Source organism: Mucilaginibacter sp. PAMB04168 (genome assembly GCF_039634365.2).
In the GTDB taxonomy this organism is placed as follows: Bacteria; Bacteroidota; Bacteroidia; order Sphingobacteriales; family Sphingobacteriaceae; genus Mucilaginibacter.
In genome coordinates this window covers 1,638,949-1,663,058 of record NZ_CP155079.2, presented here as the reverse complement: position 1 = coordinate 1,663,058, position 24,110 = coordinate 1,638,949, and the positions used below count along the sequence as shown (strand labels likewise).

Sequence of the window (24,110 nt, the reverse complement as noted above, 5' to 3'; positions counted from 1 at the left end):
ATATGAGTTGGGGGAGTCCGAACCTGTAGAAATAACTAAATTATTATCAATATGTATGTCATTATATTTAAGACATACACAAATTAGTATATACCGAGTTCTTTAGAACTATATGACAGTGTATTAGAACGTTAATACTTACGTATACGAATTAATTTCTAAATAAGAAAATATATTTGGTCAGAATTGAGCTTTTCAGTTTGGCATAAAATAGCGCAGGCAAGCAAAAGGCTGGATTTCTTTTCAGACAGGAAAAACCGGCATAAAAACTTTCTTATTTGATGAATCGTCTTGTCGCCCTGATTAGATTATAAACCATATATGATGACCATATTCTCATCAGTACATCAATAATAATCGTATAGCCTGAAAAGCTATCATCAAGCTTTCTCAGTGGGTTGATAAGGAATAAGTATTTGTCAATTGCGATCCTGAAACCATCTGAATCAGCATCAATAAAAGAAATATGCAATCCGTCTATTCCGTTGAAAGATATTAACACCATCAATAATGCGAAATGACCGACCAGCAAAGCAATCAGGGGGCGCGTAAAGCTTTGCCCGAAGTCACTGAACCAGTAACTAAATTTGATAATTACCGTCGTCCAGAAGTCATCCTCAAGGCGCAGGCTTTTATCGTACGCCAGCATTTCCTGCGTATGAAACTTTTGTTCATTGATTAAATCACCCTGCTTTCCCAGCGCGAATTTTAACTGCCGGAAAGTTTCGCGCAAATTGATAAAATAGCCGATCACAACAGGGTCTTCGCGTAACGGTTCACTATTGATGTTTTTAGCAAACCAATCCTCTTCGAGTTGTTTTAACTTACCTGGAAGGAGTTGCTCTTCGGCATTCAGGCCAATTCCGAAACCTTTTAGCGCTCTGATTTTGTAATTCCATTTAATATTTACAAATGTGGTATCGATCAAATGCGAATTGTAGAACGTTACGCTTTCAAACGATGTTAAATCCAGCGAATAGAATTCGGCCTTTCCCATATAAGATTCAGCAATGGAAATCTCTGACGGTTGCGGCCCTGGTAAAGGTTTAATATTGATCAGTCGGAACCCGTCCTCGTTCCGGTAACGGTACACAGACAGGACATTAACATTGATATCTTCTATAGAAATTTCAAGATCCTTCGAAGACTGAAAAATCGAAAGATGCTCAATGTCTGTGTTCTCCCCCGATATTTTGATATAGCCGGAAGTTTTTAGATTATGCAGCGTCAACTCGCGAAGTTTTGCTCCGCCCCAGTAACCAATATTTAATTCATCAAAGTCACCGCCTGCAATTTTTACAGTCGCATTTTCAAGAAAATTCCAGCGGCATTTATGGAAAGTGCCGCCTTCCACGTAGATCTGGCGGCCAAGTATCAGGTTGATCAGGTTAAATTCGTCAGTAAATTCCGACGTGCCGAAAACAAACAACTCGCCATCGCAAAGTGAATGGTTGATCGAAAGGTCATTTTGCACCTGACATTTGTAGAATTTAATGTCACCCTGAAAATAGCAGTTGAGGAACTTGATATGCGGTTTGAACTCCCCTGTAAAGAATACGTCCGATTCAAATATTTTATTCTCAACCGTTAATTTGGCATTTGAAATATCATCGTGAGGGTTATGTTTTTCAAAGGCTTGCAGGAAATTTTCGTAATAATTCTCCCAGTCCTTAATAACCTTATAACCGGCCAGATCTGCGGGTGGAATTCTATCAGTGTAACTCATGCTTACCGGTTAAGATTGAGTGGCTAATGATGTATGTTCTTTCAGCGCCAGGATATGCGAAGCATACCAAACCTGTTTAACTGTCGGCGTGTCCCCGTTTTTGAGTAACTCGCCGATCTGCCCGAATACAGAAGGGTATTTGACCGCTTTTGATTTTGCGAATTCCTGAACACGGTTAAATGCCGCTCCAACGTCTTCTCCCTCGCTTACGGCGTTGTTATATATCTGTACGATAAAATCAAAAATCTGCTGCCAGAATACCATCTCATTATTCACCATCCGGTCGAAGACTTCCGGTGCCTCCGTCCTTATCCGCCTTATTAGTTCCCGTTCAAAATCAACATGCGCTTCCTTAATGTTTTCGAGATTGGAAATGGAGGATTTGATAATTCCCAGCTTGTTCATCTCGGCTACTGTGAGAGATCTCCCATAACCTGTCAGCACGTTGTCGTAAAAACCAATGCCGTTGGTGTAAATTTCAATATTGTCTTTCAACAACTTGAAATCGACCTCAGCAAGTTTTGAATTTCTGGCATTACGTTTTTTACGTTCCTCATTGCTGATGGAATACTTTTTTATTATTTTCAGACTATTGGAAGTGGCCATGAATGCAGCAATTTCCCGGCATTCCGACACCTTATCCCATAATTCCTTTTTCCGGGTATTTTCGCCAACGTCGTCGCTGTCGGAATATTTTTTCAGCAGTTCATTTACCAGCTTCATCATGTCCTCCAGGTAAAGGGTCAGGTCGTCTTCAAGGCCTTCTTTCACCCATATTTTGGTCAGATCAAAACTGCTGCCTGATTTTGATCCATCGGTAAACCTGTAAAGAATAGAAATGGAATACGGAACCACGGCTGAACGGAGCTGACCTATTGAATTCTTACCCGCGCCATAAACTTTTTCCAGCTTGTTAAACAGGATCATTTTGGCAATGAGTTCTTCATAAAAGTTCCGGTCCACAATAACGCCCTTTTTCTTGTCGCCATCGCCGCAGATAGCGGTTATAAAATATTTGAAGACCTTGATTCCACCTTTTTTTACCATGTAAGGCTGGTCACCCCAGGATGAATAATACTTACCCAGCTGCTCTTTGGAGAACCGTCTTTCATCCGGATAGTCCTTCTCGATTTTTGTTTTGTTTCCAGACTTGCGTTTCATGGTGTTGAATTCGCCTTTTGCCCGGTCAAAAAACCATTTTTTGCCGCTTGGTGTAACAACGCTGGCGGTCATGGCTTTTAACTTAACGAGCTGCGGATTCTGCGAATCCAGATCGACGGTTGTTACCTTGGTTTGCGTATTGGAGTAGAGGCTGATCTCTTTTATAAATTTGTTCAGTTCGTCCTCAGCGGCTTCACTGACTACATTGATCTTTGCCGTCACAAACACCTTGCTGATGTCAATACCGCTTTTTCTGGCAAAATAGATAGCGGCGGTAGTCTGGCCGCCGTTAACAATCTGAAAGTCCGTCAGCGATCTGATCAGTGTCAGGCCACCCGACTCAAAGGTGTCGGATAATGTCGAGGTAATCGTCAGCCCGTTATTAAATGCTATGAACTTGGCAGGGTCTTTTCTGAGGGTTGTAAACATCCCCTTGTTTGCCTCATTTTTGAAATCAAGAAATGACCTGACGTTTTTTTCGAGAAGTCTTGTACTGTGAAGTTTATAAAGTTCTGCAAGATGCAGGGCGGGAAGTACACACAGGTACGATTCAAAATTCTGTTCGTTTGCAGCCTTTATCGCTTTGATGGGCGAATCAAATATACTTTCAAAATTGACGGTCAGAACCTCCCGGTTCCCCTGTGAAATTAAAATATCATAAAGGAAGTTGAGATCAATAAGCCTTCTGACAATCAGTATTTCCTTTGATAATCTTTGCCGGTCTTTAGTATAGGTTACTGTCAGATTTTCGTTTTCAAATTCAAGCCCTTTTGGTTGCGGAATACTACCGCGCGTCTCCACAGTTGCCGTTGCCGAAATTAAGAATATATCAACCACGTCAAACTGATCGGCGCCTTCTGAGGAAGAAAGGTGAGCTACCAGAGCGTTTACCGGATCGGAATCCTGCAGGCTTTCATTTAAGTGACCGTTCATTGCTTTCTTCAGAAATCTGGTCGTCCTTGCAAACTGCGTTTCGTAATATACTTTCTGGGAAATCTGAAGTTCGGCATTAGAAACTTTAATGTCGATGGAGGATTCATTCAGGATAATCAGCTGAAGCCGTTCTTCTGATTCATTGATGAGGTAACCGTTTACCTTCAATTTTTCGGTTTCCGATAAGAAACCGGTATCGTTCCATTCTTCAGAGTCGATAAGTTTGGCATCCAGCATGGAAGGCAGTACCGCATCGATAAATGAAGTTTCTGAAATAAAGCTGTCATCGTCCTGGGCGAGAACGAGCAGGTCTTTTCTGTAGCGTAAATATTCCTGAACTTCCATGCTTAATAATCCCTCCTGGTTAAAATATAGTCGTCAAGTGCAGAAATCCGAATGTTGTATTTTAAATTATTAATTTCCTGCGGTATGCCGGATACGGCCAGCCTGGGAAAGCCCTCTGCCAGGCAGTTATAGAAAGTTTCACTTATCAGCAGGTACCTGATGTCATTATATGCTTCGATATTGCGGAGGTTGAGTCCCTTCTGCGCAAGGGCTTTAAGGAATATGGAAGTGTCGCCGAGTCGTTCAACAATCAGCCCTCTGATTTCCAACGCCAGATCCTGCAAAGATAGGCCATCTGCGGGGTCAGGGTCAACAGCAACCACGACCAGTTCAAGACCTTTCTGAAACTCCGGCTCAAGTTGAAATTCACTGGAAATCCGCACGTCGGATTTTGCCACTTCCTTTGTTTTTATTTCCAAATTGCGGTCGTCAAGCACAAAATCCTGTGCTCTATCATAAGGCCCCTGCCAGCTATTAAGCACATCGTTTATGCTTGCAGAAGGGGCAGCTGCTACCAGCGATTTTAGTATTGTGAGTTCGCCGAACAGTCCTTTGATGATGTCCGCAGAAATCCGGTCAGAAAGTTTATCATCAAAAAACCCGCTCCATTTGTAGAACGCTTTTATCAATTCCCTTGAGTAAACATCGACATCAGAAATATCCTTTATTTTCTGGTAGAGCGAAATAATGAGATCGTTGAATAAATCATGGTAGGAATTGTCCGTGAGCTGAATGACAATATAGTTCGATCCTCTGTAAAATTCGATAGAAAGGTTCTGTTTAACAGTCCCCTGAAAATCAACATTGTTTGCAGGCGGTAATTCCAGGATCAGGCACCGGTTAAATAATTTATTAATCCCGATATTCAGTTCCGGAATACAATCTGCGCTGATCTTTTTAAACCTGAATTCAGCACTGCCGTCCTGAACAATTGTATTCCATTTTTCTTCAAGAAATTCTGTCGTCATCATCCAGATTATTCTTCATTAAGTGCGTCAATAAATTCTTCTTCCTGTTCTTCTTCGTTTTCTTCATTCATTCCCCTGTACCGCAGGTAATCTCCGCCAATATCAGCTCCCACGTCAGGGAAACCCAGGGCATAGCCAAAGAGCGGTATTTTAAGGTCAAGGTTCAGTTCCGCAGCTTTGTCCCGCAGTTCTTTATCCAAGACATTGCGTTCCGATTCAAAAACGCGCTCCAAATCAATCAGGTAGATCATCAGAATACCGTCCTTTTCATCCATTTCATAGCGGTAATCCTTATCCGGTATGGTCTGAATTTCCTCCGCTTTGTTTTTTGAATCAGCTGGTGACATTCCCGCATCTGTGAATTCTTTAATTTTCCGGTTCAGGAAACTCTTTTTGACCTTCGCGATCTGACCAGGGTCAAGTGTCAGTGCAAAATCGGCACCTGATGTTACGATCTGTGCGGAGCGGCCTGATACTTTAAATACCTCTCTGAACAGCAGTTCGTCTCTTGAAGGTGAACCTTCTTTTGGCCCCCGTCTGATGGACAGGTTGACATCCGCGGGCAGGCCTGAAACAGCTTTATCCAGGGGGATTTTAGTGACTGCATGGCGGTTTCGCTTTATGCCAATCGTCCAGTTCGTCAGTTTCCCCTGGGCGTTGCAAAGCGTTACATACTCTTTAACCCCTTGCAGATCAAAATCGAAAAAGGAGTTTTCAAGGTCAAGAAATTGAAACAACCCGGCAGAATCAGTTGAATAAAAACAGGTATCGATATCATCGCGGGAGTTCCAGTTCACCGATCTAATTAGCGCCGACAAACCTGCCCAGCTTTTTTCGATCCTTTGCTTATTGATGATGAATTTTGTCGACTGCTCAATTCCCGAACTGTAATTGAGCTTGACATCTTCCGCATTTTTTAGAATAGAAGCGCGGGTGATCTTAATTACCTTCGGGTTATTCCGCACTCTTATTTCAAAATCTGAGGGCCGCCCTTTTTTGCGGTTGATTTCTTTAAATACTTCTTCCAGTTCCTCCACGGTTACCGTCACCGTGTCGAACTTGTGAATATTTTCCCTGGTGGTAAACAGTTTGCAGCAATCCAGATAACCGGGACGGTAGCCGAACCAGCGGCCCATCTGAAGCAGGGTATCGGCGTAATCCGTGCTGCGGATAAAATAATTGATCGTTAATCCTTCCAGGGTAAACCCCCTCGAAAGACGGTTACCACCGATGGCGATGTATTTTTTCTCCGTTTTCTTGGTATAAACCAGTTCGTCTTCTGTGGCGCTGTTGATAGCCAGCACCTGAATGCCGCTGGCTGCCGAAATCAGCAGTTCCTTAATATTGTCAAACTCCCTGACGGTTAAAAATTCATCTTCGTAATCTTCGGCAAGATAGGTACGGATATTTCTGACTACCTCCGCATAGTATTTGAACCAGATCCTTTCAAATTCACTGTAGATGGAGCCAGCGCTGCTGGGCAGATCGGTATCAAGCCTGGTGAACAGTTCCTCTGCATATTTTTTTACCAGATCCTTTGTGGTGTTCTGCCAGTTTGTAAACCTTGAAATATGAATCAGCATGGTATTATGCGGCTGGAACAATTTGGAATCTATCATTTCGGATCGCCTGCTCAGCCGAATCGCTGTGGAGATAATAAAGCACATGATGGCCTCCTTCAGCGAATTCGGCAGATATTGGGGATAGGGATCATCCTTTTTTGACGCGCGGCTGTCGGGTTCATAATTATAAGAGGGCAATCCTGTTTCCTTAAAGACACGTGATGGAAAAGCATCCAGGTGATCGGTAACCGGGGGAGCGACCAGCGGCTCAATTTTTTTGACTTCCTCAATTCTCGTTTCAAAAAAGTGTTTCGCACCCACGTAAACGGATGGGGGAAACAGTAATTCGATAAAATCATCTGGTGCCAAGTTCGGCACCATTGCAAATTCCTTCACTACCGGCAAGCCATTTATTTTAGTCTTTACCTGCCATTTGCCATCGGGGGCTTCGTTTCTGTCCTGAAGGACATTTGCAAAAGGGGTTGCCGTATATCCGATATAGGTTTTCCGCTTGAACAGGCCAAGCAGCGCCCGGATATGACCATTAATTTTAGTGGCATACTCGCGACCCTGGTGCCCCATATTATTCAATGATGCGTTGTCGGCTTCGTCATCAACCAGCAGGAAAGGAATGCCGTGTTTGTCATTGTTTTCACTAAGGTAGTCGCTCAACCATAAAAGAAGATTAGTTAAAACGCTGCTGTTTTTTTTACATACCAGTACATTTTTGTAGTTCAGCGTAAATTCGGCAGCTTTGATATTTTTGTTAAAATCAGCTTTCGGCGAGGTAGGAATGATAACCTGCCGGATAGAATTATCGCCAAGTTCCCCGAACTTCAGAATATTTCCGACCCCCTTAAAATCAACGGTTCCTTTTTCGAGATCGGTGACGCCCCAGCCAATCACATCGTTTTCGATTCTGAGCTGCGTCTGCACCCGGAGATCTTCCATTATCCCGGACAACACGATGATGAGCGTATAATCCAGATCAATGGCACCGTTGATAACCGCATTAAAGTTGGCAGTTTTTCCGGATTGCACACTGCCCATCACCAGCCCCTTGATAAAAAAGGATTTGTCCTCCTTCGGGTCGCCAATTTTTTTGAGAATTTCGAGGGATGATCTTTGTGTTTCGGCTACGATCTTATCCGGTCTGCCATCATCCTTAAGATAGCGGAAATAGCGGTCGCTGTAATGCCAATTCGTGCTTTTTATCCTTGTTTCGTTAAGCCAGGATTCCTTCCAGGATTTTTGCAGGGACATGCTTGCCGTGATGTCAGTAGCGTTGTTAGCGCGGTACTCGCTGACTGCTGTCTGAAAACATTTCTTAAACGCTTCATCCGTCAGCTTCGTCCATCGGTATAAGCCCGAAATGATATCTATTGCCGATCTGGCCTTTGTTTCCAATTCCGGATTGTCAAAAAATGCGCGGGTCAGCGGATTGTTACCTTCGCGCAGTTCTGCTACTTCCGAATCAATGAATTTTAGGAGTTCGTCGGTGTAATTGCGGTTAATCATCAGTTCAGCAGGTTTAGTATTTCTTCGGGCAGTGAGGATTCGGTATAACCCAACCCATTCAGGATGTTATCCTTTATGTATTTATTCGATACTCCGCTACTCTTCAGGACAGTAATTGATTTAATGATATCATCTGCGGAAATCCCATCTTTCTCCTTTTCACCGGTAAATACGTTTGCATCATGCGCATGTCTGACGGTATTAACCGTGGTGTTTACCATTTTGATAATGAAATCCAGCATCGAATTTTGTTCACTGTTCAAACCGGTTCTCAGCGATTTGAGAAGCGGGAAATCGAAGTTGATTTCCATGGCAACTCCTTTGGAAGTAGCTTTTTTCTCAAAAAGCTGCAAATTGTCCTTTTTGCCTTTTTTTGCAAACTGCTGAATGCCCCGATTGTAGTACTCTCTTTCCGCTTCCGCCTTCAGCTGAACAACATAGCGTAGAAATGCGCTCTTCAGGTCAAAAGGAATAACGATCTGTGATTTGGCGACATTGAGGTGGAACAAATGATCTACTTTATTTCCTACCTCCACCCTTAAGCGGGCAAGCCGCAGGATAGGCGATTTCCTGATCACATCATTCCAGCCGCCGAAAACGATTATGCGGTCAGCCCGGTAAACGTAGATACCTTCCAGGTCCATAAGGCCCCTTGACTTTGTTGCCCACACAGAACCGTATTCCCTGCTTTCATCTATACTTCTTGACGGCAGGATAAATCCTTCCATTTTAACAACATCCTCTTTCAGCCATCGTTGTTTATTCGGAATCGGCCGGAAATCCTGTTCGCCGGGAAAAGGATTAAACGGTTGTATGACCCTGTTGTTTACCCGGATCAGAAGGGGGCTGTTTTTGCGTTCCAGAAACCGGTGAAATACCAAGGAAAGGTATTCCGTTGTGATTTCACTGATCTGATGTTTAATCGTTGTCCTCCGCGATTCCTCGTCGAGATATTCCTCGAACTTATAAAGACTATGCCAGACAACTATCGTATTCGCGTCAAAGTTTTCAGGCCGGTTCAGAAAGTTATTGCTCAAACCATAGTATTGTTCAAGCAGTTCATTTACTTCTTCCGGGGTGTTAACGATTATCCGCCATTTTTCTGATTTCTTAAGGAAGTCTACATCCCAGGTACGACCGTAAAAGTGCGTGGCACTTTTTTTTCTCGATAATACGGTAAATTTGCGGGACTGTGCAAATGAGGCCGTTTTTAAGCCAAGACCAAACCTGCCCAGATCTTTAACTGAGCGTACATTTTCAAGAAAAGAACTCGGAAAGTGCATGCTTTTTTTGAGCGTTTCCTCGTCCATGCCTGTGCCATCGTCCGCCAGGAACAGTACAAATGGTTCCGCATCTGTATTGATGATTACCTCGACATGACGTGCGTCTGCTGAAATGGAGTTGTCTATAAGATCAGCAAGTGAGGTTTCCAGCGAATAGCCCTGCTCTGCAATTGATTTGATAAGATACTCCGGGTTTGGGGGTACTTCCTCATATCTTTCACCGGGCTGGTTTGGTTCTTCCTGTTTCTTCATAGTTATTGTTTAAAACAGGACAAGATCATTGTTTACTGCTGCCTTTTCAGGAACAAGAATAGATTCGACCACGTTTGCGATCTGGTAGGCAAGGTACGGCGGCACCGCATTACCAACCTGGTGAAACTGTTGTGTCCGGCTGCCGCAAAAAAAGTAATTGTCCGGGAAAGTTTGTATCCGCGCAGCCTCCCTTACCGTTAGACTTCTGCACTGATCAGGATCATAATGAATAAAGTAATGGCCGTCTTTGGAAATATGGCTGGTCACGGTAGTTGCCGGTTCATTTGGCAGCTGGACCCGGAAACGGTCGTTAAATTTACCGGACTCTGCATTTTCGTGGTCGGGAATAAGATCTTCACCAAATTTTCGGTAATCTTCCATTCTGGGAAATTTATGAAAGAATTTGGTATACAGGGCCGCGAATAAATAACGCTTCAGATCAAGGGTAAGATGCCCTCTGGATATGTGGTGTACCGCTGCATTGAGCTTTGGATCGAGGTACCAGTCGTGGAGCGGGTGGTTTTGCGGCAAGGTATCACCGGACACCTCATAATATTCTTTACCGGTTATCTGCGGGTAAACCGGATTGAATTCGATGTCGTATTTCAGCCCGCTGAATGTTTTAAGCAGTTCCTCCGTATATTTTGATATCCTTTCAGACCATGCGGGGTAAGAGTCTTCCAGGTTATTATAGTTACGTTTCTTTTTCTGTACGCTTCCTGAAACCACGATGTCAGTATGGGTGAACTCCCGGTAAATTCCGCTGCGTACAGCCGGCAGCATTCCAATAACCGATCTGAGATCCACCTTTTTTGAAGGATTCAGTGTCGAAGGCTTGATTTGAATATCTTCCCTTATGCCGAGCAGAATTACCCGGTGACGTTTCTGGGGAATTCCATAATCTTCCGATTTAATCAGGTAGTCGGAATCACTTTTGATATTTGATCTGATAAGTGAATATATTTTATAGCCTGACGAGTTGAATTCTGGGAAAACTGATGATGGATGCTGAAGGTCATTTAATATTTTGGTAAATATTTTCTCACCGTTTAATTCAGCAGAAAGCAAGCCCTTCACATTTTCCATTACGAAAACAGAAGGCTGATGCCTGGCAATGATCCGCAGATATTCCTTATATAAATGTACGCGGTGATCACCTTCCTGGATGCCGCCAACACGCGAGCGCCCGGCAAGGGAGTACGCCTGACAGGGTGGGCCGCCAATCAGTACCCAGTTTGTTTCACCATTAAGACTTTCTTCGATACGCCTGTCAATTTCCGGTTCCGGTGTATCGCCGAGTGTAGCCTGCCACGCTTCATTTGTGGCTTCATTATATTCTTCTGGGTAACACTGATACAATTCTGCGATGGAAATATCGCGGCGAAGAAACTTATAATATTCTTCGGGCAGCTGTTTAAACGGAAACTGGCGTACAAATGAACGCAGCGTCAGTGTTTCGTGCGCATGGGTATCTTTTTCAATAGAAAGTTTGATCTTGAATACGCGTTCATTATCCGTTTCAGTCAGTGAACTAAATCCTTCAGCCAGTCCTCCAGGGCCTGCAAACAAATCAATGATGGGGAAAGGCATAGATTTTTTAAAGTAAAAATCTAAGATAGAAATATTAATGCTTACAACAATAATATTGTGTGTGCAGCGCGCAGGCTCATGTGTGCAATTCTTTTAAAAGGTTATCCAGCGTGCTGTCAGCGGTGTTTTTTCTGAGGTCACATTCCCATAGGGTCAGCACTTTCCAGCCTGCCTCACGGAGTCTGGAAACGGATGCCGCATCTTTATTGATGTTCGTATTGATTTTATTCAGCCACCATTCCGTGCGGGTTTTCGGAACCACAAAATAGCGGCAGCCTTCATGGCCGTGCCAGAAGCAACCGTGAACAAAGATGACGGTTTTATATTTCGGAAGTACAATATCGGGTTTGCCGGCAAGTGATTTATCGTGGAGTTTGTAGCGAAAGCCGCGTGAAAATAAAAATTTGCGGACGATCAGTTCGGGTTTGGTATCCTTACTGCGGATACGCGACATATTAAAACTTCTGGTTTCTCTGGAGTGAACATCCGTCATAAAAAGATCACAGCAACGACAGTGCCACTATTCGGGCAATGCCTGGGAAGGCAGGGGGATAAATTCATCAAGTCCCGTTTCTTTCAGGAATATCTCCATAGAAATATCATAGATATCAGCCCCGGCAGCTTCGCAAACCTCAAAACACTTATCATTTAACTGATTTCTCAGCAATGCCTCTGCTGGTGTGTAGGAAGGGTCGCCGGTTTGCATACTGACGTAATTGTCAAAATCATCATCGGGATGATAGTTCAGGCCTTCAGCCATCAGCTGATGAACAAATTCCTTAACGTCTTCAAGGGTCTTTATTTTGGTGATCATAGTTGATTATTTAATTTATTATCCGGTTTTCTTCCGCCTGCCGCAGCATAATTTCAAGGCCTTCTTCCCTGGACATGATTGCCCCGAATTCGTTTAGTGACTGTTCATCACTGTAAACGCCGTTCGGATCGTTCCACATAAGCCACTCGATAATATCAGTTCTGGTCAGTCCGTTTACCAGTTGCAGCAAAGCAGGTTCGCTAATTTCGACGACCGACTGATAAGAATATCCTGTTTTTTTCCAGAAGCTCATGCTCAATGAAATTTATTTTTTATTGTCCCTGTCATTCCAGGAATGAATATATGATTCAAGGTCCACCGCAACTACCACAAGCTGATCTTTTCTAACCCCAATTCGTTCAGCATTATCCGGGTTTCTGGCGTTGCGCTGCAGTTCTTTAAGCCCGACCACTAAAATCTCATCGTCTTCGTTAAAGTCAGCCGGATCTTCCGCAACGATATAAACTTCTTCCTCTTCCATGTCCGGCACATCCGAAACAATCTTGCATATCTGCCCCGGCTTTACCGGGATTAATGAAATGTCCATTTTCAAAATTAAATAATTATGATGAATGCCTCCGGGTTTATCACTGGTGATTTACATATCAGCATAAAATATCACTATAAACCTCTTAAATCTTTACAATAAATATAACAAATATCCCTCGTTTTACCAAAAAAATATGAAGTAATTAACTCATTATCAGTGATATTTATTAACAATTTTTCTAACACCTGAGATTCCGTCCTTTTTTTCAGGCAGGAATAAAAACCGGGAAAAGCCTCCTTTCAGAAAAGGCTCAACTGGATCATATTTACCTGTGTTTTTTCGATTTCTCTTAACGTAGCAATGATCACTGGCTGTTTATCATTGGTGGTGTCGGTACTACCAAGCTTTTTTGTCATCATGGACTTTAATTCATTCAATGCATGATTGAAGGCAGCATCACGGCTTCCAAATTGTTTGCCGTAGACCGACAGGCCATAGCAACCGCCTGCTACACCATAGCTATAGTTCATACCGTATGTCCAAATGTGGTTTGCACCTCTGCCTAAATAGATCAGGCTGTGGTTACCGCAATGGAGTTTATCACCAAATACTAATTCTTCTCTATCTAAAAACACGGGGCGTGTAAACCAATCGTACTTATCAAAGCTGATTTCCGTAAACCCGAATTCAAGGCCTTTACGATAAGCATATACATTCATAGTTATTTTTCTGAATGAATCACCGAAGCTGCGGAACCAATCCAGTTGTTGTTGATCTTTCGCTTTAATAGCAGCGATCATTTCCTGAAAGATACCCCGTTCGTAAGCAACCATGTGGTTGTCTTTCATGTAATCGGTGATTTGATTTTTTGATTGAAGATTTAATAGCAGGCTTTCCATAACATTACATTTTAGTTTTTTAATGCAAGGGTTTTAAAAGCACAGTGCGCAGTTGTCAAGGGCCCGGCCTGGTGCTGGGTTTCATACACCCTTGACGGCGGCGCAGGGGGCTTTACCTTTGCGGTTAAAAAACTGAAATTGTTGGGAAGCCTGTTTAATCGAAAAATGAAGCAACCCATTATGAAAGGGACAAGAGCAAGGGCCAGCATGCCGTTGGGCGCGCAAAATCGGCTGGTAAAGCGCAGCGTACGGACCGATTTGGACTGTGCGGTGGCTAAACGGCGGGCTGGCTTTTGCTGCGCGGCCGGTAATCTGTTGAACAGTAGTGAAACTGATTGCAGGCATGGCCGCATTAGCGATGAAAGCGGCATCCTTTTTTAGGAAAAAAAGATACAGCGGACAGCGCGGGCCGCAGGCAATGCCCGAACCCACTGAATAATGTTAACGGAGGTATGAAGGTTTTTAAAAAGGAATGACCATCTAAATCATTTTGTATCTTTAAACCTATAATGACTTTGCAAAATGATGATCAACCGATAGCTGATAGTTTCCCTGCGCCGTATCCAAAAACTTCGCCTACGGAACTGCAGTCTAAAATCACTTTCGAGTCCTTACTCAGTACGGTTTATGTTAAGCCGGACCTCCGGGTTATGGACAAGTACCCTAATACGGACGGGCATATCGAATTAACAGATCAGCACCAGCATCCTATCGGGAAAATCGAGGTTCAGCTGAAAACGCTGGCGGATGATGACCTGATCACCCCTAAATATCAGTGTGCTAAACATTTCCTGAAGTATTGCAGTGACAGCGTGCTACCGGTTATTTTGGTCGCGGTAAATAATGCGCAAAAAAAAGCTTTCTGGCTTTCTGTAGACGAGGATGTCATCATTGATGCCAACCAACGTATTACTGGTGAAAGTGTAAGTATTAAGATACCTTATGAAAATTGTTTAGACGGGCAAAACCATGCCTATTTAGCGGCATGGGAAAAACTAATCCGGGCGGCACAAACGAAGGTCAAGGGTTATAACGGCTTATTGCAGGAAAAAGGCTTGCTGGAAACCAAGTTAAAACAATTGGAGGAAGGCTTGCGTCCGTCCAGCTTAAGTCCGGAGGCCCTGACAGAAATCCATATCTTTTTAAATCATTATAACACGATACTGGATACCGAGTTTGCGGTCATGAAACAAACCCTGTACGCCCGTTATTGGAAAATTGGTATCGGCATTGCTTCCTATTCCGTAGATCGCTGTGCCTTTGTATTGATTCCGCTGGATTCGGGCCGTAACGATCCGATCATCCGGGAATTAGCAGCTGATTCATTTTTTAAACGGCATGAGGCGCTGTTTGATGGTACCATACTGAGTTATTCTGCCCATATCAGCCAAAATACCATCAGGAATAACCCCGAAGCGCTCAGTTATTCACTCATCAAATCGGAGTTTTTCCGCATCATGGAAAAATATAATCTCCCGGTAAATGAGCCGGTGATTGCCCATGAATACCTGGTCAATTTCATCGATTCGTTCCAAGTAACTTTGGGCTTTGAGCCGGAGCAAGATACCTACTCATTGAAGCAGTTAAATTTTATACTGAAAGAGGCATTGCCGGTGGAGATCGCGCAGAACTACAACTTCGCGGATTGGGTTAAAGATTTTAATTATAATATCGACAGCACTAAAAATACCAGACCACATCCGAATCTGACCAGGCGTAAGGAGAATGCTATCAGCCTGCTTAAAGCCGATTTTGTACCCGCAGTTAAAGTAACCGTCAGTTCAGAATTGTATCATATGGAACTGATCTACTATTACCTTGACCTGCTGCTGCAATCCGGCGAGCAAAATGCCATCAGAATGTACCAGCCGGAAATGGGACCGAAGATCAATATGAAATTCGACTGGGCCAACTGGAAAATGCCTGCAATCATCGCAAACCTGGAGCTGTTCTTTCAAAACTTCACCCGGCTGTATCAAAAATATGTTTACCAGAATTTCCGGCATTTACAGCAGGAACTGGATTTTTACGACGAAATTAATACGATCTTCTACGTGCTGGTATTTGATGATGACCCGGCCAAACAACCCTTTCTGGAGGTTTATAAACTCAATGCGGACACGGAAGTAGTTCCCAAAAGCTATTTCTTTAAGCAAAGTGATCCGGTCTGCCCGGTGAGCCGGAAAGAACGGTTTGAAATGGAAAAATGGGATTGCGACTTCAATGGCGTGCATTACAAAATCCTGTCGGTAAGCGTGGAAACGCTGGACTTCCTGTTTGAACTATCCCCAACCTACTGCCTGATCAATAAACAGGTCACGAAAAAGCTGAAGCAATTTTTTAAGAGTAAGGAAGAAGTGCAAGACACGTATTAGCAACGCAAACGCAATCGCCGAAGCTGAATATCAGGGAATGATACCCAATTCGGCCAGCACATCTTTTTTCAATTTGCTCAGCGGCCTTTTATTCAATTGATCATCATCCAGGTAAACGCCAAAAGCCAGGCGGTAAATCTCGTCTGTCGAAAGGGTTAACTTTAAAATAGAATTTAGGGAGCTGATATACGAGGCTGAATAAGCTTTCTTCAGGTAGATCAATTCCCTGATCTCATCGAGATGACCCGCATATATCTCCTTTAGCTTCATGGCCCTGATACTATTAGCTGTAAAATCATTACCGGAAACTATTTTGCTTTTTGCCACCAGGTGATCTTCCAGCGTGTAGGAAAATTTAAACGATAGCAATTTTTCCGTTTCAGGATGTTTCAGATAAGGATGAAAAATGTCTTTTAACGCTAAAGGCAAAGCGCCTTTAATGCTACTGTTGCAGACATTGCAGCTGGGAATTAAATTATAAAATGATAAAGCCAATAACGGATAGCTGCTTTGCGGGAACCAATGATCAAAGGTTGGCCGGGCTATAAATTCCCGGTTTTCAGTAATGATTGTATGGGTATATAGCCGGTTACAATAGATGCAGGTTTGTATCCCTAAATTTTCCGCCAGATGGTAGCCATGATAAAATCCAAAGGTTTTGTCAACGCTTTTGTCAATAAAGGCATCATACCTGATCAATGCCTTAATGCTGGCAATAGCTTTCTTACTGGAAAACCTTTTTTTGAAGTGGTTAAGTACATCAGGAGAACCGATAAGCAGGTCTTTTAAGTTCGTTTCATCATTCAAAAATGCGGCAACGGTAGAATGAATTCCAGTTACCTCATCTATTCTTTTATCCAGTCCTTTCGGATGGTCCTCAGAAAATCTTTTGCCCAATAACTTCTTTTTGATCACATACCGGACATTGGTATAATGTTCGTCCCTGGCCTGCAAAAAAGAAGGCGTTGTTTGGTCGATATAAAACATCAGATTTGCCTCCTTTTTTCCCGGAGCCTGCTGATTTCATCATCGATCAGGCGCGCCTCAAAACTTTGATCACCCAACGCCTCGGATAACATTTCGGCCAGTTTGAACTTAATAATGGGCTCGTCGATACAGTAAATTATCCGTTCAATAGCGATCTGCCTTTCCTCCGTCAGACGACCAGCGCCAATATCCTCAATAATGAAGTCAATCACTTCGGCAATATACGAGCCGATCTGCCCATCCTGCATAAAAAAGGAATCCTTCAGCAAATCCGCGATATTGGCACCAAGGGTGCGTTTAAAACCAGAGTTGCCGATTTTCGTTACCTGGTCAGTTTTTTCCAAAAACACCACGTTATTTTTTGGCAGATCGGATAAGGTAAGCGGATCATGGGAAGTAATGATGATCTGTATTTGATACCCCTCGAAAATGATTGGTATGATCTCGCGTAGGTATTTTACATACTCCTTTTTCCATTGTGGGTGAAAGGCATTGTCTCCCTCGTCGAGTAGTAACAGGATGTCCTTTTCAATGCCTTCCAGTGAATTGGAAGAATATCTATCAATGTCAACGCCCGTTTTGATATTATCGGCATGATCGTATAGGGTACTGAATAAATTTAAAAAGGACTGCTCGCCGGAACTGACATTGATCTCGGGTTTGAACTTAAACATCGGTTTGGTGTCGAAATTAAACCACTCTCCAATAAAAGAAACATTGAAAGCATCGTATAATTGGATCACCCGTAAAGCCTGGGCTTCGTTGATCACTATTGTCCGCCAATTATCCGTCAGAGTATCTTCGTTTACGAGCGACCGCACGTAATCCACCAGTTCCAGTAAAGTCAGGTGCTGTACAAACAGGTATTGTTCGCTACCTGCATATACCCCGGTGTTTTCCAGGAACCATTGAAAAGCTTCCCTAACGGTCAGTTTTTCAAGCACATTTTAAAAATCTTCGGGGATGATGCCCTCATCCAGGTAATGGTTTCCGGCCCTTTCCAAAAGGGACACCAATTTACCCAATGCCGTTTCAAACAGGTCATATTCAAACCGAATGCCATTGGAAAAAATTTTGGCTTCTTCTCCACGAATATCGCCTGTAAAATTCTTGCCCATTTGTATTTCCCGTTCGGATGCTTCCTGTTTAATCTTTTCATAGATCAGGGTAATGGCAGGTCGCAGCTGATAGGATGTATCATTAAATTTATCCGGCTTATGAATACTGGTATCAAAATACCCCAGGCTTAAAGTCACCTCATGGAATACCGGCAAAGTTATCTTTGTAAACTCGCGGTTCTTATAAAAATGGTTGAATTTGATCCAGCGTTTGGTGTTTTCTGAATTATGGGCTTCTAAAAAATCATCCAGTAAGCCACTGTCGCCGTGATTATCCAGTTTCATCAGCGTGAGTTTAGTGAGATCCTTGTAATTATTCCGGGCAGCATCTAATGAACTGTAATTTAGATAAGGCGTAAAATAAATTCGGTGAATCTTCTCGATATTCCGGGTCAGCTCATAACTGCCATCCTGTTCCTCCAGCACATAAGTGCAATAATATGCGTTGGCTATGTATTGCAGCAAGGTCGTCTTGCCGCCGCCATTATTACCCACTAAACAACTCAGCAGGGGGATGTCACTGCTCAGCAGGTCGTCAATATAATACCGGTTTAGCTCTACGGAATTCAGTTCCCCGTTTTTGAATTGATAGAGGTTGCGGCCACCCAGGTTAATAGTGACTTCCTGATGCCCCTCACCAAAAATTATCGATAAGTTGCCCTCCGGAATGTAAATTGCAGCGATCTTCATATAAATTTAGAAATTTAAAGATAGGAAAACCTTACCGATTGATATGACCGATGCAGCCAGCCTTTTGAACCATCATTTTACAGCCAGCCATGGGCTTGGCTATATACAGTTATTTACCGAAGAAAAGCTGGAAGATCATGAACTGCAAGGCCCTGAACGGGACTTATTCGCTTACCTGGATGCCATACTCAAATTGGGTTTATTAAACGGCAACAGCAAAGTTAAGGAGATCAATGAACACCGGCCAGGACAAGAAACACTGGCGGTGTTAGCCGACATTAGCCCCAGGATCATCAACCCTTATATCCGGGCCTACTTTTATGACATCTTACAGGTCAACAAGCAAGACAAATTTAACAACGCTCAAAAGGCCATTGACACCTACCTGTCGCTTATCGAAGAAGACAATACACTAAGCACCAAAAGAGATCGGTACATCCGCATCTTACGCATATTAGTTGGCTTAGGTAGGGGAAGATTGGCTCTACTGGATAAATATGTGCTGCCAATCCAACAGGAAATACTTGCCGCAGATATGCCGCAAGATTGCTACTCTATCACCAAACTTGCCGAAGAAATGATCCCATTGCAACTGGAACCGACCACGTACCAGTTGTTCATTCAAAAGGTAAAGGATGCGGTTCAGCCATTCCTTGAATCACGTGAACTTGAACGTTACCGGCAATGTAACCATGTGCTGGCTTTACTGATCCCTGCAGATGCAGTTAACTATGGTACCCAAGTTGCCAGGGGCTATATATTGGAAGCAGACGATTACGACCACCGTATGAATGCCCTGCAATATATGGTGGCTGACCTGTATAAGAAAGGCATCCGTCATTTTCAGCAATTGGGAATTAAGGATGCCGAAACGGAAACACTCCGGAAGAAGCTGGTTGAAATCCTGAAGAAAGCGGCAGCCCAGCACCAGCTGATCGGTGCATTACCCGCCATTCCATTAGATAAGCCGGAATTTGAAATGCCAGAATTCAGCCATTTATTCCAGGCCGTTTACTGGATGATCGACCGCGAATTTCCTGTTAAGCAGGAACTTGTCAAAGATCTGAAGGGTAAGTCCGACCAATTCCTGCACCTTAAATTTATGGGATCAACAATGACTGATGGAGAGGGAAATACTGTTGCCATTAGCGCAGACAATAGCGATCTGATCTATAAAGATGCCGCAATGATCAGAGACATTCACTGCAAAATGGTGCTTCGTCCAGCCTACGATAAATTTTCGGATAAATGTGCAATCAGCGAACCCGAAGTATTCTGGCTGATCAGCCACAGTAAATTTATCCCGCAGGACCGGCTGGATATCTACACCCACGGCCTTTATCATGGTTTCTGCGGCAATTTTGCGGTTGCGGCACATCTACTGATCCCCCAAATAGAGAACGGGCTGCGTCATGTGCTGCAAACCTATGGGGTCATCACCAGAAAGCTGACTGAAGATATTCAAACCGAAAATAGCCTGGCATTTTATTTCAACCACTTGAACGGTATTTTACACGAGGATCTGATCTTTGACCTGGAAGGCTTACTCAATGAATCGTTCGGCAACAATATCCGGAACCTGGTGGCCCACGGAAAATACGCCACTGGACAATTCTTTGCACCCGCCGGGTTTTATACCTGGTGGCTGGCCCTTAAATTGAGCTTGCATCTCGATAAATATCTCTTAAAAGAGATAACCGCGCTATCCTAAAAATCGCTAATTTTACATTAGCCAACATTTACGCCTATGGGATTCCTGTCATTTATCAGCAAAATACTCGGCTTTGGCCGCAGGTTCAACGGCACACCGGAACAATATCTGGCTATGGTTCAATACATGGCAAAGAAGAATAACCCTGATTATACCGCAGAAGAATTGTTGCAATGGGGAGAGGTGATGCAAAAGGTGATGAAGGTTAACCTTAATCCTTACCGGGATTTCCGCGACCTTGCTGAAAACGGTACCTCTGATTATTCTATGGTGGAGAAGGTTGATGATAAGGTGAAAGAGATGGAGCAGCGCCGCGATTTGAAACAGGCTATATACGGCCAAAATGCCGATCTTGGAGATGACGATGTAATGAAAAGCGAAGAGGACGGCGCTGTTTTCGCCCGTAAAATGGTTAAGGACCTGTCACAGCATGTCCGCTTTTCAGATGAGGAAGAACGAAAGCTTGATGAGTTATAGCTAACCGGGATGCTTCCCTGATACCACCCAAGACTGTTAACCGATAATTTTAATAATTTTACGGTAATGGAAGCAGAAAACCAGGCACCTGTTATTTACTCACCCGCTGCGGTGCTTAATCTTTTTAATAATTCAATTTCCCTAAAACAAACCCAAAGGATCATACAGCTTAAAGGTATTTTCCAGTTAGGTAAAGGTGCCTTTTACAATGGTTCTTATTATGATAGCCTCCGCGACGAATCTTCCGATGCGCAGATTACCCTGATTGTGCCTGCTCTTATCCGTAATGAGATGCAGCATAACAAAACAATCACTATAAACGGTTTTATAACGCGACGGGTGGTTAACAACGCCAGCCGCATCGATATTCAGTTAACGGTAACTGATTTGGTTGACCAAACCTTAAATAAGTATTCATCAGAAGAAATAAAACGGATAGAGATCCAGCAGGAAAAAGCAGCAGCGGGCTTCCGGGATGTGCAAAGCTGGATAAAAGAGAAGATCATTCAGGAACATCCGTTTAAAATCGGTGTGGTTGTCGGCAAAAATGCAATTATTGACAACGACATTAAACATCAGCTCAGAGAATCTATCGCCTTTTATCAACTCGATTTTCACCGCATCAACCTAAGCTCGGAAACTGAAATTATCAAGACCCTTAATCAGCTGGACGAACAGGGAACAGACATTATCGTTATTTCACGGGGTGGCGGAGAAAACCTCGAAATTTTTAATAAGCCTGCGATAGCCGAAAAAGCGACCGGATTAAATGCCTTGCTGATAACAGCTATTGGACATAAAGATGATGTAACATTGCTTCAAAAAGTTGCTGACAAGGCATTCATTACACCATCTGAATTTGGTCAGTTCCTGAATGATACTTATAATCAGACTATTGAGGAAGTGCAAAATTCAAGGGCGCAATTAGTTGAGTCGGTTAAGAAACAGCTAACAGCTAATTATGAAAAAGAAATCAATAATCTGAAACAGCAGATTAAAGCAGTTGAAGAACTTAAAAAGAAAAACAACGAGGACCTCGAAAAGGTGTATAGTGAAAAAATTAACGGATTAAACAGCCAGATCAGTTTGCTGACTAATACCTACAACCAGCAACTGGGCGAAAGCCAAAAGCTGCAAAATGAAAAGCAGGCGATATTTAATGACCAGGTTAACAATTATAAAGCCCAGCTATCCAAACTCGAGAACAAATCCTCGGTTAACTGGACAGCGGTTATCATCGCTGTAATCCTTGGCATCATAATCGGTATGCTGATTAAGAGTCATTAGCCAAAGCCAAAAATCCCGGTAACGGCTATAGTTTTGAAAGCAGGATCACGGAATTTTGCAGCTATACTATGCGACAGCAGATATCCTGCGGATCAAAATCCGTTTGCTGCGTTAGCATCATTAACCGGTTTATTAACAAAAGCTTTATAGTGACCGGTCTGACGAGACCTGATTTAAATCAATGCAGCAAATTGCATCAAAATCAAATGTCCTGCAATATTCCACTACCTGAGTATAATTGTAATCGCGGCCAGTTATGTTATTTATCAGATTTCTGGTCGCCTGCATAAAGCCGTCCTCCCTGTTGTTAAAGGCAGCAGAGGCAGCTCTTGCGCCATAATTACTTTCAGGTATCCGTATCCCAATTCTGCATTCAAGTAAGTGCCAGATCAGGCTGCCAATATTCAGAAAACCCGGCCATGGAACAAGATGGGTAAACAGACTATCCAAATCAGCCAGAACCCAATGAGTAATGGGCCTTCCGCCGCGCGCAATACGAATATAGTTGTCAATCTGATCAAGCAGACAGATAGAACTTAAGTGAGGATCGTAAGGGGGCCTGTGCTGTCGGTGAAAAAACATTTCAAAGGCAACAATTTCCGGGTTGGCTCTTAATAATCTGCGCTGCTTATTGAGTTGACGGGCAAAACGGCCATTGTCAAAATTGGGTTTTTCAATTTTACATTCGCAGACAGCAAGTTTAATTTCCCCGTTATATTTGAATGCAAACAGCGCATCAATACCGTGCTTTCTTTCAACGCTGTCACCGCTGCATGAAATGTTGTAAATGCCTTTATATTTATTGCCGCCGCTAACACGGGGATAAGCTGCAAGGGTCAGAAAACGACTAAGGTAATCACGTTCGTTAACAACTTCATTTATACTAAAATCATTCCGGGTGCGATGGTCTGCGTCAGTAAATATCTGACATATTTCTGCCATCAATGGTTCAGGTATCCAGGGCATAAATTGATTAATAGTTTAGTAAGCGTTTAAAATTACTATACAATAACTTAATCATATTAATCAATGACTTGCCGCCATCTGTCCATGTAGTCGTAGTCGCGCCAGTAACTCTCCAACCGAGTATGGGGCAAAGTGACGGGCTTTTCCTTAAAACTCCAGAGTTCCGCAGGATGCTCTTTTGCAACTTTGATTGCTCTTAAAAAAGTGTCCATTGACCTGATCTCAATGTGAAACCTCTTATGGTTGTAAATACGCCATTTTTGTGCGTGTTCAGTTCCCCAATGTTCACCGGAACCTGCAACCAAAATAAACCTGAATTCTGCCACCGCACCGAAAATGCGTTTTGCCTCTCCTTTATTTTCCTCAAAATACTGATCCCAGGTTTTGACCTGCTCCAATGCTCCCTGCAATTTGGCAGTTGGCTTACCATCTGCATTAAATAAGGACATTTTGGGTTTTTCCAGTTCGACAAGCACCCATTCCGGGCCGGAAGACTTATCATTTAACCATGCAAAATCACAGCGGAATTCGGCTCCAAAGTTTAATTCCCTGAAGACCGGCTGTATCCCATACTTTCTGTCGTAGAGATCATAAAAGAGAAAGCTGTTATCTTTCAATACTTTCAAAAGATCAGTTTCTGAGTCATTAGCAAAGGAGGCAAGTAAGTCCTTTTCCGCTTTAGCGATATCCCATGGCGAACTACCTTCATCATTGGGAACTTCCTGTTTATCTTCCGGTTGTTCAGGAGTAGTTGTAATAACTTCATCCTGTTCGGTTTTATCCCCGGCTTTCGCCGGGTCAACAATATCATTATTAGTTTCAGCGGCCTTAAGGATTTCAGTTTCCGGAGATTTATTGTCGTTCATAACTATGTTTCAGCGAAGATAAAGATAAGCTTTTGCTCAGTTGCTGCAATTGACAATACTGCCACCTGAACTTTTGCAACAACAATCAGCTG

At 43.1% G+C, this 24,110-nt stretch carries 21 protein-coding genes; 5 read left to right on the top strand and 16 right to left on the bottom strand.

The window, feature by feature from the left end; genetic code table 11:
* Positions 1-274 precede the first annotated feature (274 nt).
* The 11 genes from ABDD94_RS07195 to ABDD94_RS07145 all read right to left on the bottom strand — a co-directional run bounded on the left by ABDD94_RS07195 (position 275) and on the right by ABDD94_RS07145 (position 13,541).
* Entirely contained in the window at positions 275-1,726 is a 1,452-nt protein-coding gene (locus ABDD94_RS07195; RefSeq protein WP_345955280.1) for a hypothetical protein, read from the bottom strand.
* Between the two features lie 9 nt (positions 1,727-1,735).
* A complete protein-coding gene (locus tag ABDD94_RS07190) occupies positions 1,736-4,165 on the bottom strand; it encodes an AIPR family protein (protein ID WP_345955279.1) in 2,430 nt (809 codons plus the stop codon).
* A 2-nt stretch (positions 4,166-4,167) separates the two neighbouring features.
* On the bottom strand, positions 4,168-5,136 hold the full coding sequence (locus tag ABDD94_RS07185) for a PD-(D/E)XK motif protein (protein ID WP_345955278.1): 969 nt from the start codon (positions 5,134-5,136) through the stop codon (positions 4,168-4,170).
* A gap of 5 nt (positions 5,137-5,141) precedes the next feature.
* Entirely contained in the window at positions 5,142-8,213 is a 3,072-nt protein-coding gene (locus ABDD94_RS07180; RefSeq protein WP_345955277.1) for a Z1 domain-containing protein, read from the bottom strand.
* Positions 8,213-9,748 (bottom strand): ATP-binding protein, encoded by a 1,536-nt coding sequence (locus ABDD94_RS07175; protein WP_345955276.1) that lies wholly within the window; start codon positions 9,746-9,748, stop codon positions 8,213-8,215. Before ABDD94_RS07175 ends, ABDD94_RS07180 begins: the two co-directional genes overlap by 1 nt.
* Positions 9,749-9,757: 9 nt before the next feature.
* Positions 9,758-11,338 (bottom strand): DNA cytosine methyltransferase, encoded by a 1,581-nt coding sequence (locus ABDD94_RS07170; protein ID WP_345955275.1) that lies wholly within the window; start codon positions 11,336-11,338, stop codon positions 9,758-9,760.
* A gap of 76 nt (positions 11,339-11,414) precedes the next feature.
* A complete protein-coding gene (vsr, locus tag ABDD94_RS07165; RefSeq protein ID WP_345955274.1) occupies positions 11,415-11,792 on the bottom strand; it encodes a DNA mismatch endonuclease Vsr in 378 nt (125 codons plus the stop codon).
* Positions 11,793-11,858: 66 nt separating this feature from the next.
* Entirely contained in the window at positions 11,859-12,152 is a 294-nt protein-coding gene (locus ABDD94_RS07160) for a hypothetical protein (protein WP_345955273.1), read from the bottom strand.
* 10 nt (positions 12,153-12,162) lie between these two features.
* Positions 12,163-12,405, bottom strand: a complete 243-nt coding sequence (locus tag ABDD94_RS07155) for a hypothetical protein (RefSeq protein ID WP_345955272.1) — start codon at positions 12,403-12,405, stop codon at positions 12,163-12,165.
* 12 nt (positions 12,406-12,417) lie between these two features.
* Positions 12,418-12,699 (bottom strand): hypothetical protein, encoded by a 282-nt coding sequence (locus ABDD94_RS07150; protein ID WP_345955271.1) that lies wholly within the window; start codon positions 12,697-12,699, stop codon positions 12,418-12,420.
* A gap of 242 nt (positions 12,700-12,941) precedes the next feature.
* Positions 12,942-13,541 carry a hypothetical protein gene (locus ABDD94_RS07145; protein WP_345955270.1) on the bottom strand — a complete coding sequence of 200 codons (600 nt, stop codon included), beginning with the start codon at positions 13,539-13,541 and terminating at the stop codon, positions 12,942-12,944.
* 165 nt (positions 13,542-13,706) lie between these two features.
* Here ABDD94_RS07145 and ABDD94_RS07140 point away from each other — a divergent pair, with 165 nt between their 5' ends.
* Both ABDD94_RS07140 and ABDD94_RS07135 read left to right on the top strand, forming a co-directional pair.
* Positions 13,707-13,922 (top strand): hypothetical protein, encoded by a 216-nt coding sequence (locus ABDD94_RS07140; RefSeq protein WP_345955269.1) that lies wholly within the window; start codon positions 13,707-13,709, stop codon positions 13,920-13,922.
* A gap of 128 nt (positions 13,923-14,050) precedes the next feature.
* The gene (locus ABDD94_RS07135; protein WP_345955268.1) at positions 14,051-15,916 is read left to right on the top strand and encodes a DUF4365 domain-containing protein; all 1,866 of its coding nucleotides are present in this window, start codon (positions 14,051-14,053) and stop codon (positions 15,914-15,916) included.
* 30 nt (positions 15,917-15,946) lie between these two features.
* On the opposite strand, the gene ABDD94_RS07130 is transcribed toward ABDD94_RS07135, so the two are convergent.
* The 3 genes from ABDD94_RS07130 to ABDD94_RS07120 are packed head-to-tail and all read right to left on the bottom strand — an operon-like array spanning position 15,947 to position 18,711.
* Positions 15,947-16,903, bottom strand: coding sequence for a hypothetical protein (locus ABDD94_RS07130; RefSeq protein ID WP_345955267.1), 957 nt, complete (start codon positions 16,901-16,903; stop codon positions 15,947-15,949).
* Complete coding sequence (locus tag ABDD94_RS07125) at positions 16,903-17,847, bottom strand: AAA family ATPase (protein WP_345955266.1); 945 nt, start codon at positions 17,845-17,847, stop codon at positions 16,903-16,905. Before ABDD94_RS07125 ends, ABDD94_RS07130 begins: the two co-directional genes overlap by 1 nt.
* A gap of 3 nt (positions 17,848-17,850) precedes the next feature.
* Complete coding sequence (locus ABDD94_RS07120) at positions 17,851-18,711, bottom strand: hypothetical protein (RefSeq protein ID WP_345955265.1); 861 nt, start codon at positions 18,709-18,711, stop codon at positions 17,851-17,853.
* Between the two features lie 43 nt (positions 18,712-18,754).
* Here ABDD94_RS07120 and ABDD94_RS07115 point away from each other — a divergent pair, with 43 nt between their 5' ends.
* The 3 genes from ABDD94_RS07115 to ABDD94_RS07105 all read left to right on the top strand — a co-directional run bounded on the left by ABDD94_RS07115 (position 18,755) and on the right by ABDD94_RS07105 (position 22,186).
* Positions 18,755-20,422 carry a DUF4209 domain-containing protein gene (locus ABDD94_RS07115; RefSeq protein ID WP_345955264.1) on the top strand — a complete coding sequence of 556 codons (1,668 nt, stop codon included), beginning with the start codon at positions 18,755-18,757 and terminating at the stop codon, positions 20,420-20,422.
* A 36-nt stretch (positions 20,423-20,458) separates the two neighbouring features.
* Positions 20,459-20,899 (top strand): hypothetical protein, encoded by a 441-nt coding sequence (locus tag ABDD94_RS07110; RefSeq protein ID WP_345955263.1) that lies wholly within the window; start codon positions 20,459-20,461, stop codon positions 20,897-20,899.
* 66 nt (positions 20,900-20,965) lie between these two features.
* Complete coding sequence (locus ABDD94_RS07105) at positions 20,966-22,186, top strand: exodeoxyribonuclease VII large subunit (RefSeq protein WP_345955262.1); 1,221 nt, start codon at positions 20,966-20,968, stop codon at positions 22,184-22,186.
* A 144-nt stretch (positions 22,187-22,330) separates the two neighbouring features.
* Here the strand turns inward: ABDD94_RS07105 and ABDD94_RS07100 are convergent, their stop codons facing one another.
* Positions 22,331-23,152 (bottom strand): hypothetical protein, encoded by an 822-nt coding sequence (locus ABDD94_RS07100; protein WP_345955261.1) that lies wholly within the window; start codon positions 23,150-23,152, stop codon positions 22,331-22,333.
* 56 nt (positions 23,153-23,208) lie between these two features.
* Positions 23,209-24,018, bottom strand: a complete 810-nt coding sequence (locus ABDD94_RS07095; RefSeq protein ID WP_345955260.1) for a Shedu anti-phage system protein SduA domain-containing protein — start codon at positions 24,016-24,018, stop codon at positions 23,209-23,211.
* Between the last annotated feature and the right edge of the window lie 92 nt (positions 24,019-24,110).

Excerpts from the sequence above, each read along its gene's own strand:
- ABDD94_RS07195 (WP_345955280.1), bottom strand. The coding sequence starts at position 1,726 with ATGAGTTACACTGATAGAATTCCACCCGCAGATCTGGCCGGTTATAAG.
- ABDD94_RS07190 (WP_345955279.1), bottom strand. The coding sequence starts at position 4,165 with ATGGAAGTTCAGGAATATTTACGCTACAGAAAAGACCTGCTCGTTCTC.
- ABDD94_RS07185 (WP_345955278.1), bottom strand. The coding sequence starts at position 5,136 with ATGATGACGACAGAATTTCTTGAAGAAAAATGGAATACAATTGTTCAG.
- ABDD94_RS07180 (WP_345955277.1), bottom strand. The coding sequence starts at position 8,213 with ATGATTAACCGCAATTACACCGACGAACTCCTAAAATTCATTGATTCG.
- ABDD94_RS07175 (WP_345955276.1), bottom strand. The coding sequence starts at position 9,748 with ATGAAGAAACAGGAAGAACCAAACCAGCCCGGTGAAAGATATGAGGAA.
- ABDD94_RS07170 (WP_345955275.1), bottom strand. The coding sequence starts at position 11,338 with ATGCCTTTCCCCATCATTGATTTGTTTGCAGGCCCTGGAGGACTGGCT.
- vsr (WP_345955274.1), bottom strand. The coding sequence starts at position 11,792 with ATGTCGCGTATCCGCAGTAAGGATACCAAACCCGAACTGATCGTCCGC.
- ABDD94_RS07160 (WP_345955273.1), bottom strand. The coding sequence starts at position 12,152 with ATGATCACCAAAATAAAGACCCTTGAAGACGTTAAGGAATTTGTTCAT.
- ABDD94_RS07155 (WP_345955272.1), bottom strand. The coding sequence starts at position 12,405 with ATGAGCTTCTGGAAAAAAACAGGATATTCTTATCAGTCGGTCGTCGAA.
- ABDD94_RS07150 (WP_345955271.1), bottom strand. The coding sequence starts at position 12,699 with ATGGACATTTCATTAATCCCGGTAAAGCCGGGGCAGATATGCAAGATT.
- ABDD94_RS07145 (WP_345955270.1), bottom strand. The coding sequence starts at position 13,541 with ATGGAAAGCCTGCTATTAAATCTTCAATCAAAAAATCAAATCACCGAT.
- ABDD94_RS07140 (WP_345955269.1), top strand. The coding sequence starts at position 13,707 with ATGAAGCAACCCATTATGAAAGGGACAAGAGCAAGGGCCAGCATGCCG.
- ABDD94_RS07135 (WP_345955268.1), top strand. The coding sequence starts at position 14,051 with ATGACTTTGCAAAATGATGATCAACCGATAGCTGATAGTTTCCCTGCG.
- ABDD94_RS07130 (WP_345955267.1), bottom strand. The coding sequence starts at position 16,903 with ATGTTTTATATCGACCAAACAACGCCTTCTTTTTTGCAGGCCAGGGAC.
- ABDD94_RS07120 (WP_345955265.1), bottom strand. The coding sequence starts at position 18,711 with ATGAAGATCGCTGCAATTTACATTCCGGAGGGCAACTTATCGATAATT.
- ABDD94_RS07115 (WP_345955264.1), top strand. The coding sequence starts at position 18,755 with ATGACCGATGCAGCCAGCCTTTTGAACCATCATTTTACAGCCAGCCAT.
- ABDD94_RS07110 (WP_345955263.1), top strand. The coding sequence starts at position 20,459 with ATGGGATTCCTGTCATTTATCAGCAAAATACTCGGCTTTGGCCGCAGG.
- ABDD94_RS07105 (WP_345955262.1), top strand. The coding sequence starts at position 20,966 with ATGGAAGCAGAAAACCAGGCACCTGTTATTTACTCACCCGCTGCGGTG.
- ABDD94_RS07100 (WP_345955261.1), bottom strand. The coding sequence starts at position 23,152 with ATGCCCTGGATACCTGAACCATTGATGGCAGAAATATGTCAGATATTT.
- ABDD94_RS07095 (WP_345955260.1), bottom strand. The coding sequence starts at position 24,018 with ATGAACGACAATAAATCTCCGGAAACTGAAATCCTTAAGGCCGCTGAA.